The organism is Microbacterium paulum, from assembly GCF_015707995.1.
Taxonomy (GTDB): Bacteria; Actinomycetota; Actinomycetes; order Actinomycetales; family Microbacteriaceae; genus Microbacterium; species Microbacterium paulum.
This window is the reverse complement of sequence record NZ_JAAGRY010000030.1, coordinates 1-13390: the sequence shown is the minus strand read 5'-3', so window position 1 is coordinate 13390 and position 13390 is coordinate 1. Positions and strand designations below refer to the sequence as shown.

Sequence of the window (13390 nt, the reverse complement as noted above, 5' to 3'; positions counted from 1 at the left end):
ACGGTGCTCCTGTCGTCAGCGGGCGACCGGTTCGCGGCCAGGCGGCGCGGTCGCTTGGTAGTTTAGGGCGGATGTCGCAACGCCTGCTTTTTCCCGACGCGCCCACCGCGGCCGACGTGCTCACCTTCTCGGGCCGCGCGGCGCCCCTGGGAGACGGCGCGATCCGCCTGAAGGCTCAGAACGGCACGCTCGTCGTGACGGCGGCGCCGCTCGCGCCGCGCACCCTGCTCGAATCGACCCCCACCGTGCTCGGTATGCGCGCGGTGCGCGTCGACCCCGAGCTGGTGTGCGACCTCGTCGTCGAGGCGCAGTCTCTGACCGCGTCAGACGACCCGGCGGCGCTGCAACTGCCCGATTCTGCCGTGACGGCCACGTGGGCGGGCGTGTCGCCGCCGCGCGCCGGCTGGACCGACGACGGCGCGATCGCCGCCGCGGTGCTCGCCGAGCGCGCGCAGTGGGGGATCGCCGCGGTCGCCGAGGGTGTGCCCACGGCTGCCGGTGACGACGCCGTGCACGCGGTGCGGTCAGCCGTCTGGGGCGCCGCCGACGACGCATTGGGCGGCTTGCCGAGGGGCGTCGCGTTCGCGGCGTTCGCCCTCGGGTTCATCGCCGGCGAAGAGACGGCGCTCGTGCGCCGCAACGGCCCCTGGACGCGCGTCTCGCTCGCCCGCGGGCATGTGCTGACCCGCGGCACCGTCCGCTCCGGCCTGACCGCCGTACGCGCCACCGGCGGCGCCTGACCCGGTCCCGCGCGCTCCGGCGCGTCGCCCCGCGTCGTGGCGCCCCCGCGCCGCTCGCACCTCCCAGCCCTCACCCACTTCGCCGAGCCGCCACGATTTGTGCGAACCGGCATGATTCGGCGCACCGAATCGTAGCGGCTCGACCAAAACGTGGCGGTTCGGCGAGAGGAGTGCAGGACAGGACGGGGCGCAGGGCGGGGCAGGGGCGGGGTCAGAGGGCGGCGGCGGCGCGGCCGGCGACGCGGCCCGAGAAGAGGCATCCGCCGACGAAGGTGCCCTCGAGTGCGCGGTAGCCGTGCACGCCGCCCCCGCCGAAGCCCGATGCCTCTCCGGCGGCGTACAGGCCCGGCACCGGGGCGCCGCCCGGGCCGAGTGCGCGCCCCGACAGGTCGCTCTCGATGCCGCCGAGCGACTTGCGGGTGAGCACGTGCAGCTTCACCGCGATGAGCGGGCCGTTCGCGGGATCGAGGATGCGGTGCGGCGCGGCCGTGCGGATGAGCTTGTCGCCCCGGTAGGCGCGCGCCGAGCGCAGCATCGCGATCTGCGCGTCTTTCGTGAACTCGTTGCTCATCTCGCGATCGCGCGCCTCGACCTCGCGCCGCACGCGCGCGCCGTCGAGCGCGTCGCCGCCGGGGAGGGCGCGCATGCCGTCGATGAGCTCGTCGAGCGTCCGCCGCACGACGAAGTCGGCCCCGTGGTCGAGGAACGCCTGCACCGGCCCCGCGGCGCCCTTGCCGAGGCGCGAGCGGACGAGCAACGCCACGTCTTTGCCGGTGAGGTCGGGGTTCTGCTCGCTGCCCGAGAGCGTGAACTCCTTCTCGACGATCTTCTGCGACAGCACGAACCACGAGTGGTCGTACCCGGTCTGCCGCAGGTGCGCGAGCGTGCCGAGCGTGTCGAAACCGGGGAACAGCGGCACGGGCAGGCGCGAGCCGGTGGCATCCAGCCAGATCGACGACGGCCCGGGCAGAATGCGGATGCCGTGCTGCGGCCAGATCGGATCCCAGTTCTGGATGCCTTCGACGTAGTGCCACATGCGGTCGCCGTTGATCAGCCGCGCGCCGGCGGCTTCGGAGACGGGCTGCATCGACCCGTCGACGTAGGCGGGAACGCCCGTGATCATGTGCTCGGGAGGCGTGCCGAGACGTGCGGGCCACTGCCGGCGCACGAGATCGTGGTTGCCGCCGATGCCGCCCGAAGCGACGATCGTCGCCGCCGCGGTCACCTCGAACGCGCCGACGACCTCGCGCGACGTCGCGGCGCCGCGTTGCGCGTGCGACGGCGCCAGAACGTCGCCCGAGGCGCCGGTGACGGTGCCGTCGGCGGTGACGAGCGCGGTCACCCGGTGGCGGGGGAGGATCGTCACCCGGCCCTCCGCTTCGGCGCGCTCGACCTCGGCCTGGAACGGCGCGACGATCCCCGGCCCCGTGCCCCACGTGATGTGGAAGCGGGGCACCGAGTTCCCCGGCCCGGTGGCGGTGTAGCCGCCGCGCTCGGCCCAGCCGACGACGGGGAAGAACCCGACGCCCTTCTCACGCAGCCACGCGCGCTTCTCGTGGTGCGCGAAGTCGAGATACGCCTCGGCCCACTGGCGCGGCCAGTGGTCGTCGTCGCGGTCGAACCCGGCGGTGTCGAACCAGTCCTGACGTGCGAGCTCGATCGAGTCGTGGATGCCCATGCGGCGCTGCTCGGGCGAGTCGATGAAGAACAGGCCGCCGAACGACCAGAAGGCCTGCCCGCCGAGGTTCTCGCGCGTCTCTTGATCGACGATCACGACGCTCTTGCCCGCGGCGGCGGCTTCGGCGGCGGCGACGAGACCCGCGAGGCCCCAACCGATCACGAGCACATCGGCGCGGTGCGCGTCGGCGCGGTGCGAAGAGGGGGTGGGAGAGGGCATGACGACTCCTTTGTCGCTGGGGGGATGCTGCGTCTGCTCAGGCCGTGTCGGGGTGCACGGTGAGCGGCGCCGACGACGCGGGGCGCGTCGGTCCGATGCCGCGCGGCTCGAAGGTGTTCACCATCGCGTACGCGGCGCGTTCCAGATAATCCCACAGCGTCGCCTCGTGCAGCGGCGACAGGCCGAGCTCGTCGACGGCGGTGCGCATGTGCGCGAGCCAGCGGTCGCGCGCGTCGGGGTCGATGTGGAACGGGTTGTGCCGCATGCGCAGGCGCGGGTGGCCGCGCTGCTCGCTGTAGGTCGTCGGCCCGCCCCAGTACTGCTCGAGAAAGAGCGTGAGCCGCACCGCTGCGGGCCCGAGGTCTTCTTCGGGATACATCGGCTTCAGCACCTCGTCGGTCGCGACGCCGCGGTAGAACGCGTCGACGAGGCGCACGAACGTGTCGTGACCCCCGACCGCGTCGTAGAAGCTCTGCGGCTCGGGATCGGTCACGAGGTGGCTCCCGTCGAATCGTCATCGGGCGACGTGGGGCGGGTGGATGCCTCGGTGGGGGATGCCTCGTCGGCGGCGCCGCTCTTCCCTGTGGCACCCTTCGATGTCGACGCAGAGGTCGACGCAGACGACGCCCGTGGCTTCTTCGGTGCGGCCGCGTCGGTCGGCCCTGTTTCGGCCCGCTCGGCCTGCTGCGCGGACGTCGACCCGCCCTTGCGGGGCTTCCAGATGGCCTTACCGTCGGCGTTCGCCGACGCCGCGCCGGCCGTCGCGACGGGCGTGGGCCGCGTGCGGGGCGGGTTCGCGCCGCGGACGCGCTGCGCACCCTCGAGGCCCACGAGCGTGACGGTGTTGAGCGAGGGCAGTTCGACGCCGAGCTCGTCGACGGCGCGCTTGAGGCGCATGCGCAGTTCGCGGGCGACGTCGTCTTTCGCGTTCGCGCGGGTCTTCATGACCAGGCGGATCACGAGCGCATCGCCGGCGATCGACTCGAGACCCCAGACCTCGGGCTGCTCGATGACGCGGGTGCGCCACTTCGGGTCTTTCGCGAGCGACTTCGCCGCGCCGAGCATGGTCTTCTCGACCTCGTCGATGTCGACGTCGGCGGGCACCGCGAGGTCGATGATGACCCGCGACCAGCCCTGCGACATGTTGCCGATGCGGGTGATCTCGCCGTTGCGCACGTACCAGAGGGTGCCGTTGACGTCGCGCACGTGCGTGACGCGCACGCTCACGTATTCGACGATGCCGGTGGCGAGCCCGAGGTCGACCACGTCGCCGATGCCGACCTGGTCTTCGGCGACGATGAAGATGCCGTTGAGCACGTCTTTGACGATGTTCTGCGCGCCGAAACCGAGCCCGGCGCCGATCGCCGCCGACAGCAGGGTGAAGGATCCTGCGACGCCGGGGGCGAGCACGTTGACGATCATCAGCGCGGCGATGATCACGAGCGTCACATTGACGATGTTCTGCAGGATCGACCCGAGAGTGCGGGTGCGCTGCACGAGCCGCATCGAGGCGAGAGGGGAACGCTCGAGTGCCTGCGTGTCGTCGACGTTGGCCTTGGTCTTCGCGCCCGACACGATGCGGTCGACGACCCGGCGGATCACGAGGCGCAGCACCCACGACGCGAGCATCGCGCCCACGATGATGAGGGCCACGGCGAGCAGGTTCATCCCGGCTTCGCCGAGCCAGGTCAGGATCTTCTGCCACAGATCGGGGTCGGCGATCGCGGGCGTTTCGCCCGGGTGGAGGTCAGTGCGCCAGATCATCGCTCCGATCCTAACGACCGACCCTGTGGCGCGGATGAGCGGGGGCGCACGCGGAGGGAACCCGACGCGCGCCGCCCGACCCGCTCACGCGTCGCGGGTGCGCAGCGCCGCCCACGCGCCGAGGAGCAGCGCCGCCGGCCACGCCGCGAGCGTGAGGATGCCCCGCAGCACGTCGTCGCCCGCCGGTGTCGTCGCCATCTGCGCCGCCGCCATCGGCAGATACTGGCCGAGGTCGACGATCCACTGCCAGCTCTCACCGGCGAACACGAACATGTTGAGGACGATCGGCAGCACGAACAGCACGCCGACGGTCGCCGCGATCGCGCCGGCGCCGTTGCGGATGGTGAAGCCGAAGCCCAGGCCGATCAGCGCGAACATCGCCATCGCGAACACTCCCGCCCCGAGCGGAACCCACGACTGCGCGGCATCCGACCAGTCAATCCCGGCACCACCCAGGATCGGCGCGGTGAGCAGGATCGCGACGAGGTAGGTGAGCGCGGTCGCGAGGGCCATCACGACGGCCACGACGATCGCCTTCGCGCCGAGCACCGCACCGCGGTGTGGCTCGGCGGTGAAGGTCGAGCGGATCATGCCGGTCGAGTACTCACCGGTGACGGCGATCGCGCCCAGAATGCCCGCGACGAGCATCGTGAACTGCATCGGCATGACGATCGTCATCACGGGGGCGAGTCCCCCGCCGAAATCGCGCGAGGCCGAAGCCATCATCAGCGAGATCGCGAGCGACAGGGCGACGGTCACGCCGAGCGACCACCACGTCGAGCGCAGGGTCAGCAGCTTCATCCATTCGCTGCGCACGACGCGCCCGAACGACAACCGATAGGGGGAGGCGGGGCGTGCCGGGCGCGGCGCCGCCGCCGCGTCGACGGTGGCATCCACGGGTGCTGCGGCGGTCATGCGATCTCCTTCGACTGGTACTGGACCGACCCCTCGGTGAGGGCCATGTAGGCCTCTTCGAGCGATCCGGTGCGGGGGGTGAGCTCGTGCAGCGCGATTCCGCGCGCGGCGGCGAGGTCGCCGATCGCGGCGGCCGGCAGCCCGGTGACGCGCAGGGTGCCGTCGGCGACGCTCTCGACCGCGACGTGGCCACCGCCGCTCGGACCGCTCGCCTGCAGGGCGGCGGCGAGCTCGGCGGGCTGCGGAGTGCGCACGACGACTTCGTTCGCCGTCCAGGCCGCGACGAGCTCTCCGAGCGGCGCGTCGGCGAGCACGCGGCCGCGCCCGAGCACGATCACGTGGTCGGCGGTCTGCGCCATCTCGCTCATGAGGTGGCTCGAGAGCAGCACCGTGCGCCCCTCGCGGGCGAGGTGCCGCACGAACTCGCGCACCCAGCGCACGCCTTCGGGGTCGAGCCCGTTGACGGGCTCGTCGAGGATCAGCGTTCCCGGGTCGCCGAGCAGCGCGGCGGCGATGCCGAGGCGCTGCCCCATGCCGAGCGAGAACTTGCCGGCGCGCCGGCGTGCGACGCTCTCGAGTCCGGTGAGGGCGATCACCTCGTCGACACGGCTGTTGGGGATGCCGTGGGTCGCGGCCATGGCGCGCAGGTGCGCCCGCGCGGAGCGGCCCGTGTGCACCGCCTTGGCATCCAGCAGCACGCCGACCTCGGTCAGCGGCGTGCGGCTCTGCGCGTAGCGGCGACCGCCGACGGTGACACTGCCCGCGCTCGGGGCGTCGAGGCCCACGATCATCCGCATGGTCGTCGACTTTCCCGCCCCGTTGGGGCCGAGAAAGCCCGTGACGAGCCCCGGTCGCACCGTGAACGAGACGTCATCGACGGCGGTGGTGGATCCGTATCTCTTCGTGAGGCGTTCGGCGACGATCATGCTTCGATGCTACGCGGCGGGCCGTCGCGGGCGCGTCCACCGTGAGGAGGAGATACGACGGGCGGGTGTCGTCCAGAAGGATGACACCCGCCCGCCGATCGATCCGGTCTACTGCGCGTCGCGCTCCTGCACGGCGAGCGCCCGCTCGACGCCCGCGAGGTTCTCGCGCACGAGGCGGCGGAGCGCCGCGGGGGCGTCCTGGTGCTCGGCGAGCCACGCGCGGGTCGCATCGCGGAGCGCCGCGCTCGCGAGCGGCGCCGGGTAGAGCCCGATGATGAGGTACTCGGCGATGTGGTACGTGCGGCTCTCCCACACCGGCAGCAGCATGTCGAAGTACGGCGCGACGAACGCGCCGAGCGCGTCGACGCCCGCAGGGTGCACGAACCCGGCCGAGGCCGCGCGCACGACGGTGTTCGGCAGGTCTGCCGTGTCGACGAGCGAGGCCCAGGCGAGACGCTTGGATGCCTCGTCGGGCAGGGCCGCCTTCGCCTGCGCGGCGAACTCGCCGCCCTTCGAGGTGTTGTCGGCGGCGAGCGCGGCGTCGATGTCGGCGCCCGTGACGAGCCCGCCCGCGGCGAGCGAGACGAGCAGCGCCCACGACAGGTCGGCATCGATCTCGAGGCCCTCGAGGACCGTGTCGCCGGTGCGGAGCGCCCGCACCTGCTCCCACTGCGCCGGAGTGGCCGCGGCGCTCGCGAAGCCCGTGACGAACTGCAGCTGGCTGTCGCTGCCGGCCTCGGCCGCCTGCGCCAGCGCCCAGAGGCCGTCGGCGACCTTCTCGCGCGTGGCGGTGCGCTTCTCGGGGGCGACGTACGAGTTCGCGGCGAGCTGCAGCTGGCCGAGTGTCGTCCGCACCGTCGTCGACTCGGTCTCGGCGCCGATGTTGCGGAGCACCAGGTCGACGTAGTCGGATGCCGAGGCCTCCGCATCACGCGTCTGATCCCACGCCGCACCCCAGACGAGGGAGCGCGCGAGCGGGTCGGCGATGCCGCCGAGGTGGGCGATCGCGGTCTCGAGCGAGCGGGTGTCGAGACGGATCTTCGCGTAGGCGAGGTCTTCGTCGTTGAGGAGCACCAGGTCGGGCTGGGCGAGGCCGGTGAGCTCGGGCACCTCGGTGAGGTCGCCGTCGACGTCGAGCTCGATGTGGTGCGTGCGCACCAGGGCGTCGCCGTCGAGGCTGTAGAACCCGACGCCCAGGCGGTGCGGGCGGATCGTCGGGTAGTCGGCGGGCGCCGTCTGCACGATCGCGAAGCGTGTGATCTTGCCCGAGGCATCCGTCTTGATCTCGGGGGCGAGCGTGTTGACGCCCGCCGTCTCGAGCCACTTCTTCGACCACGTGCCGAGTTCGCGCCCGCTCGTGGCCTCGAGCTCGACGAGCAGGTCGGCGAGCTCGGTGTTGCCGAAGGCGTGCTTCTGGAAGTACGCGCCGACGCCCGCGAAGAACTCCTCGATGCCGACCCAGCTGGTGAGCTGCTTGAGCACCGACCCGCCCTTGGCGTAGGTGATGCCGTCGAAGTTCACCTCGACGTCGTGCAGGTCGTTGATCTCGGCGACAACGGGGTGGGTCGAGGGCAGCTGGTCCTGACGGTACGCCCAGGTCTTCTCCATCGCGTTGAAGGTCGTCCAGGCGCCGGTCCACTCGGTGGCCTCGGCGGTCGCGATGGTCGAGGCCCACTCGGCGAACGACTCGTTGAGCCAGAGGTCGTTCCACCACTTCATGGTCACGAGGTCGCCGAACCACATGTGCGCGAGCTCGTGCAGGATCGTGACGACGCGGCGCTCCTTGACGGCGTCGGTGACCTTCGAGCGGAAGACGTAGGTCTCGGTAAAGGTGACGGCCCCGGCGTTCTCCATCGCGCCCGCGTTGAACTCGGGCACGAACAGCTGGTCGTACTTCGCGAACGGGTACGGGTAGCCGAACTTCTCCTCGTAGTACGCGAAGCCTTCGCGGGTCTTGTCGAAGATGTAGTCGGCGTCGAGGTGCTGCCACAGGCTCTTGCGGCCGTAGACGCCGAGGGGGATCACGCGGCCCGACGCGCTCGTGAGCTCCGAGAAGGTCGCCTCGTAGGGGCCCGCGACGATCGCGGTGATGTACGACGAGATGCGCGGGGTGGGCTCGAACTCCCACGTCGCCGCGCCGTCGCCGGCGGCCACAGGCTCGGGGGTGGGCGAGTTCGAGATCACCTTCCACGCCTCGGGCGCGGTGATCGTGAAGCGGAACGTCGCCTTCAGGTCGGGCTGCTCGAACACCGCGAACACGCGCCGAGAGTCGGGCACCTCGAACTGCGAGTAGAGGTACACCTCGCCGTCGACTGGGTCGACGAAGCGGTGCAGGCCCTCGCCGGTGTTGGTGTAGAGGCAGTCGGCCACGACGACGAGCTCGTTGTCGGCCGCGAGGCCGTCGAGCGCGATGCGCGAGTCGGCGAACGCCGAAACATCGACCGGCGCGCCGTTCAGGGTGATCTCGTGCACCTCGCGCGCGATGAGGTCGATGAAGGTCGACGCGCCGTCGGTGGCGGTGAAACGCACGACCGTGCGCGAGCGGAACATCTCGGCGCCGGTCGTCAGGTCGAGGGCGACGTCGTAGCTCTCGGTCGAGACGACCGCGCGACGCTCCTGCGCTTCGATGCGGGTGAGGTTCTGTCCAGGCACTGCGATTCTCCCAAGGGTGAGGGCGGGATGCCGCGGACCGGCGCTGCTGGCGCCGACGGCAACTGGTCAAGCCTACGGCGTCGGCGCGCTCTGCTCGCGTCTGACGTGGTCGCGCGCGTGCGCGATCGCCGTGGGAAGGTCGTTGTACAGATGGTGGTGGTGTCTCAGTGCCCCGAGCACCCCGACGGTGCGGAACAGGCTTTCGTGCCGGGCCTGCACGCCTTTGATGAGCACCGTGATGCCGCGCGCTTCGAGGGCCTGCACCATGTCGCCGAGCATGCGCGCGCCCGTCGCGTCGACGAGTTCGAGCTGGCTCATGCGCAGCACGACGACCGAGACGTCGGTGACCGATTGGATCTCTTCGAACACGCGATCGGCGGCGGCGAAGAAGAGCGGACCGTCCAGCCGCAGGATCGCGATGCGCTCGTCGCCCTCCTGGCGCGGGGCGGCGACCGCCTCACGGTGCACCGACGACGAGCGCGAGAGGCTCCGGAGCGCCACGATGCCCGCGAGCACGACCCCGATGATGACGGCGACGATGAGGTCGAACGACACGGTGATCACCGCCGTCACGACGAACGCGAGCGCGTCGGCGCGGGTGGAGCGCAGGATCGCGCGCACGGTTCCGGCGTGCACCATGCGCACGGCCGTCACCATCAGCACACCGGCGAGCGCGGCGAGCGGGATCATGCCGACGGGGCCCGAGGCGGCGAGCACGACGACCAGCAGCACGACGGCGTGGAAGATCGCCGCGATGCGCGACCGGCCCCCCGAGCGCACGTTCACCGCCGTGCGGGCGATCGCGCCGGTCGCCGGCATGCCGCCGAACAGCGCCGATCCGATCGAGGCGATGCCCTGTCCGACGAGTTCGCGGTCGGGGTCGAAGCGCCCCGTGTCGGCCATCGAGGCGGCGACGCGCCCCGACAACAGCGACTCGACGGCGGCGAGCGCTGCGACGGTGGCGGCGGCGGGCAGGAGCGCTCCGAGCGCAGTGGGGTCGAGCGCGGGGAGGCTGGGTGCGGGGAGCCCGGCCGGCAGTGCGCCGATGCGGGTCAGCGGATTCGGGATCACGAGCGCGAGCAGGCTGACGACGACGATGCCGACGAGCGACCCGGGGATCGCGGCGTGGATGCGGGGTGCGAGCAGCATGCACGCGGCGACGATCAGAGCGGCGGCGACAGCCCAGACGAGGTAGCCGGGGTCCGCCGCGAGCAGGGACTGCACGGCGGCGACGAGCGCGTTCGAACTGTGCCCCGGCAGTGTGGTGGCGGCGGTGAGCTGAGGCACCTGCTGCAAGAAGATGATCACGGCGATGCCGAGGGTGAACCCCTCGATCACGGGCCACGGGATCACCGAGACGGCCCGGCCGAGCCCGAGCGCACCCGCGGCGAGCACGATCACGCCGGCGATGAGGGTCACGGTGACCACGGCGCCCGCGCCCTGCGCCGCGACGATCGGGGCGAGCACCACGACCATCGCCCCGGTCGGGCCCGACACCTGCACGTTCGAGCCGCCGAAGACGGCGGCGAGCACACCCGCGACGATCGCGGTGACGAGGCCCGCTTCGGCAGACATCCCCGAGCTCACCCCGAACCCGAGGGCGAGGGGGAGCGCGACGATGCCGACCGTGAGCCCCGCCAGCAGGTCTCCGCGCCACGTGCGCGGCACGTCGCGGTAGTCGGCGCGAGAGGGCAGCAACCGGAGCGCGCCGCGTCCGACGCGTCGGGCTGCGCCCGCGATCGTGCTGACCCCGCTCATGCGCGTGCCGCGGCGTCGACCGCGGGGGCCGCGGGTGCGGCCGAGACGGGTGCGAGGGGGAGCGCCGGCAGTGCGCGGGCGTCGTCGAGCAGGTCGCCGTCGGCGGCGAGGATGCCGAGCAGCAGCTCTCGGGCCGCCGTGAGCAGGGTCGCCACCCGCGGGTCGGCGAGCCGGTAGTAGACGTGGCTGGCGCGGCGCTCCGACGTGACGAGGCGGTGACGGCGCAGCACCGAGAGGTGCTGGGAGAGGTGGGATGCCTCGAGCCCGGTCTCGCTCTGCAGTGCGGCGACGCTCACTTCGCTCTGGCCCGCGAGCAGTTCGAGCAGACGGATGCGGAAGGGGTGCGCCAGTCCTTTGAAGAGGTTCGCCTTCACCTCGTAGAGCGGGCGCTCGGCGTGACTTAGTGGCATGATGAAAACATCATATCGCGCTCCGCGACCGGTACCGCGCTCCTAGGATGGGGGCATGCGCATCCACATCGCGACCGATCACGCGGGCCTCGAGTTCTCGACGCAGCTGCAGCACCATCTCGCCGAGCAGGGTCACGACGTCGTCGACCACGGCCCGATCGAGTTCGACCCGCTCGATGACTATCCGGCCTTCTGCATCCGCGCCGCCCAGGCCGTCATCGCCGACCAGTCGGCCGGCACGCCCGCCCTCGGCATCGTGTTCGGCGGGTCGGGCAACGGCGAGCAGATCGCGGCCAACAAGGTGCGCGGCATCCGCGCGGCGCTCGTCTGGAGCATCGCGACCGCCGAGCTCGCCCGCGAGCACAACGACGCCAACGTCATCGCGATCGGCGCCCGCCAGCACACCGTCGCCGAGGCCATCGGCTTCATCGACCGGTTCATCGCGACGCCGTTCTCGGGCGAGGAGCGCCACGTGCGCCGCATCGCGCAGCTTGCGGCGTTCGAGACCGACGGCACGCTCGAGCCCGACCCGCGCGCCGCGCAGCAGGCCGCCGCCGACGCCCCGCACGGGGGAGAGTCGTCCGACGTTCTCGACCCCGAAGCCGGCTGAGGCCCGCGCCGTTCATGCCCGAGGGTCATTCCGTCCATCGCATCGCCCGCCAGTTCGACCGCAACTATGTCGGCCGGGTCGTCTCGGCGTCGAGCCCGCAGGGGCGCTTCGCCGAGGGGGCGGCCGTCATCGACGGCCGAGAGGCGGTCGAGGTGCGCGCCGTCGGCAAGCAGATGTTCCTCGCCTTCGACGGCGACCTGTGGCTCCGCGTGCACCTCGGCATGTACGGCGCGTGGGACTTCGCGGGCGAGATCCTCGTCGATCCGACGATCGCCTCGGCGAACGGCCGCATGGGTCAGACCAACCAGCGCGGCACCGACCTCGACGAGGCATCCGCCGTCTTCGACGATGCGGGCGAGAACTCGCTCGCCTCGATCGGGGCGCCCCGGCGCGCCCGCGGCCGGGTGCGCATGAGCGAGCAGACGCGGGGCCTCGACGACGATGGCGACGAATGGCCGCCGCCGGTCGTCGGCCAGGTGCGGCTGCGCCTCATGACCGACGTCACCTCGGCAGACCTCCGCGGCCCCACGGCGTGCGAACTGCAGACCCCCGACGAGGTGCGCGCGACGATCGCGAAGCTCGGACCCGATCCGCTCGTCGACGACCCCGACGAGGCAGAAGAGCGTTTCACGGCGGTCGTCCGCAGAAAGCCCACCCCGATCGGGCTGCTGCTGATGGACCAGTCGGTCGTCAGCGGCATCGGCAACGTGTACCGCGCCGAACTGCTCTACCGGGCCCTGCTCGACCCGCACACCCCCGGAAAGCTCGTGCCCGAAGAGGTCGTGCGCGCGATCTGGCGCGACTGGGCACGGCTGCTCGTGATCGGCGTCGAGACCGGTCAGATGATGACGATGGACGACCTCGACCCCGAGGCGTACCGCCGCGCGATGGCGAGCCGAGATGACCGGCACTGGGTGTATCACCGTGCCGGGCTGCCGTGCCGGGTGTGCGGCACCGAGATCGTGCTCGAAGAGATGGGCGCCCGCAAGCTCTACTGGTGCCCGTCGTGCCAGAAGTGACCCCGTGAGAAGCAGGTAGACCGTGCGACAGAATCCGAGTTTCGCGATGACGGATGCCGCTGAGCTCCGCCGCCTCATCGACGAGAACCCCTGGGTCACGATCGTGAGTGCGGGCCCCGACGGCCTCGTGGCATCGCACTACGCCGTGCTCCTCGACGAGGAGGGCGACAGCGGAGACCTCACGATCGTGGGGCACGTCGGCAAACCCGACGACGCCATCCACGGGCTGGGGGAGCGCGAGCTGCTCGTCGTCGTGCAGGGGCCGCACGGGTACATCTCGCCCGGCTGGTACGGCGACGTGCCGAGCGTGCCGACCTGGAACTTCGTCTCGGTGCACCTGACCGGGGTGCCCGAGATTCTGAGCCCCGAAGAGAACCTGCGCGTGCTCGACCGGCTCGTCGCCCGGTTCGAGCGGTCCCTGCCGCAGCCGCGGCTGATGTGGCAGGCGCCGAACGACGAGGAGTACGTGCGGCGGCTGGAACACGGCACCGTCGGGTTCCGGCTGACGCCTACGAAGGTCATCGCCAAGCGCAAGCTCAGTCAGAACAAGTCTGACGAGGTCGTCGACCGGGTCGTCGCCGAGCTCGAGGCCGGCGCGAGCCCCTACGCCGACCCGCGGCTTCCTGCCGAGATGCGCCGCGCCCATGACGCGCTGCGCGCCGCGCGCGGGGCGGCGCCTCTGCGCTCGACCGCGGCGGG

The 13390-nt window shown here is 71.7% G+C and carries 12 protein-coding genes; 4 read left to right on the top strand and 8 right to left on the bottom strand.

The features are described from left to right. The first annotated feature begins 71 nt into the window (after positions 1-71). Positions 72-740 carry a DUF8185 domain-containing protein gene (locus G3N18_RS08585; RefSeq protein WP_196383877.1) on the top strand — a complete coding sequence of 223 codons (669 nt, stop codon included), beginning with the start codon at positions 72-74 and terminating at the stop codon, positions 738-740. A gap of 211 nt (positions 741-951) precedes the next feature. Here G3N18_RS08585 and G3N18_RS08580 read toward each other — a convergent pair whose 3' ends face one another. From G3N18_RS08580 to G3N18_RS08545, 8 genes are all read right to left on the bottom strand, one after another. Continuing rightward, positions 952-2637 carry an FAD-binding dehydrogenase gene (locus G3N18_RS08580; protein ID WP_196383876.1) on the bottom strand — a complete coding sequence of 562 codons (1686 nt, stop codon included), beginning with the start codon at positions 2635-2637 and terminating at the stop codon, positions 952-954. A 37-nt stretch (positions 2638-2674) separates the two neighbouring features. Beyond that, entirely contained in the window at positions 2675-3130 is a 456-nt protein-coding gene (locus G3N18_RS08575) for a globin (protein ID WP_196383875.1), read from the bottom strand. Further along, positions 3127-4401, bottom strand: a complete 1275-nt coding sequence (locus tag G3N18_RS08570; RefSeq protein WP_196383874.1) for a mechanosensitive ion channel family protein — start codon at positions 4399-4401, stop codon at positions 3127-3129. Before G3N18_RS08570 ends, G3N18_RS08575 begins: the two co-directional genes overlap by 4 nt. Before the next feature lie 84 nt (positions 4402-4485). Further along, the gene (locus G3N18_RS08565; RefSeq protein WP_196383873.1) at positions 4486-5316 is read right to left on the bottom strand and encodes an ABC transporter permease; all 831 of its coding nucleotides are present in this window, start codon (positions 5314-5316) and stop codon (positions 4486-4488) included. After that, complete coding sequence (locus tag G3N18_RS08560) at positions 5313-6242, bottom strand: ABC transporter ATP-binding protein (protein WP_196383872.1); 930 nt, start codon at positions 6240-6242, stop codon at positions 5313-5315. The genes G3N18_RS08565 and G3N18_RS08560 overlap by 4 nt, the downstream gene beginning before the upstream one ends. Positions 6243-6350: 108 nt before the next feature. Then, positions 6351-8894 carry an aminopeptidase N gene (gene pepN, locus G3N18_RS08555; RefSeq protein WP_196383871.1) on the bottom strand — a complete coding sequence of 848 codons (2544 nt, stop codon included), beginning with the start codon at positions 8892-8894 and terminating at the stop codon, positions 6351-6353. A gap of 72 nt (positions 8895-8966) precedes the next feature. Continuing rightward, a complete protein-coding gene (locus G3N18_RS08550; RefSeq protein WP_196383870.1) occupies positions 8967-10652 on the bottom strand; it encodes a SulP family inorganic anion transporter in 1686 nt (561 codons plus the stop codon). After that, the gene (locus tag G3N18_RS08545) at positions 10649-11062 is read right to left on the bottom strand and encodes an ArsR/SmtB family transcription factor (RefSeq protein ID WP_196383869.1); all 414 of its coding nucleotides are present in this window, start codon (positions 11060-11062) and stop codon (positions 10649-10651) included. Before G3N18_RS08545 ends, G3N18_RS08550 begins: the two co-directional genes overlap by 4 nt. 55 nt (positions 11063-11117) lie before the next feature. Between G3N18_RS08545 and G3N18_RS08540 the strand changes: the two genes are divergently transcribed. The 3 genes from G3N18_RS08540 to G3N18_RS08530 all read left to right on the top strand — a co-directional run. Beyond that, on the top strand, positions 11118-11672 hold the full coding sequence (locus G3N18_RS08540) for a ribose-5-phosphate isomerase (RefSeq protein ID WP_196383868.1): 555 nt from the start codon (positions 11118-11120) through the stop codon (positions 11670-11672). A 14-nt stretch (positions 11673-11686) separates the two neighbouring features. Beyond that, complete coding sequence (locus G3N18_RS08535) at positions 11687-12691, top strand: Fpg/Nei family DNA glycosylase (RefSeq protein WP_196383867.1); 1005 nt, start codon at positions 11687-11689, stop codon at positions 12689-12691. A gap of 46 nt (positions 12692-12737) precedes the next feature. After that, positions 12738-13390: FMN-binding negative transcriptional regulator (locus tag G3N18_RS08530; RefSeq protein WP_206693090.1), on the top strand; the 653-nt coding region annotated here is incomplete at its 3' end.

Excerpts from the sequence above, each read along its gene's own strand:
- G3N18_RS08570 (WP_196383874.1), bottom strand. The coding sequence starts at position 4,401 with ATGATCTGGCGCACTGACCTCCACCCGGGCGAAACGCCCGCGATCGCC.
- G3N18_RS08560 (WP_196383872.1), bottom strand. The coding sequence starts at position 6,242 with ATGATCGTCGCCGAACGCCTCACGAAGAGATACGGATCCACCACCGCC.
- G3N18_RS08545 (WP_196383869.1), bottom strand. The coding sequence starts at position 11,062 with ATGCCACTAAGTCACGCCGAGCGCCCGCTCTACGAGGTGAAGGCGAAC.
- G3N18_RS08540 (WP_196383868.1), top strand. The coding sequence starts at position 11,118 with ATGCGCATCCACATCGCGACCGATCACGCGGGCCTCGAGTTCTCGACG.
- G3N18_RS08565 (WP_196383873.1), bottom strand. The coding sequence starts at position 5,316 with ATGACCGCCGCAGCACCCGTGGATGCCACCGTCGACGCGGCGGCGGCG.
- G3N18_RS08580 (WP_196383876.1), bottom strand. The coding sequence starts at position 2,637 with ATGCCCTCTCCCACCCCCTCTTCGCACCGCGCCGACGCGCACCGCGCC.
- G3N18_RS08535 (WP_196383867.1), top strand. The coding sequence starts at position 11,687 with ATGCCCGAGGGTCATTCCGTCCATCGCATCGCCCGCCAGTTCGACCGC.
- G3N18_RS08550 (WP_196383870.1), bottom strand. The coding sequence starts at position 10,652 with ATGAGCGGGGTCAGCACGATCGCGGGCGCAGCCCGACGCGTCGGACGC.
- G3N18_RS08585 (WP_196383877.1), top strand. The coding sequence starts at position 72 with ATGTCGCAACGCCTGCTTTTTCCCGACGCGCCCACCGCGGCCGACGTG.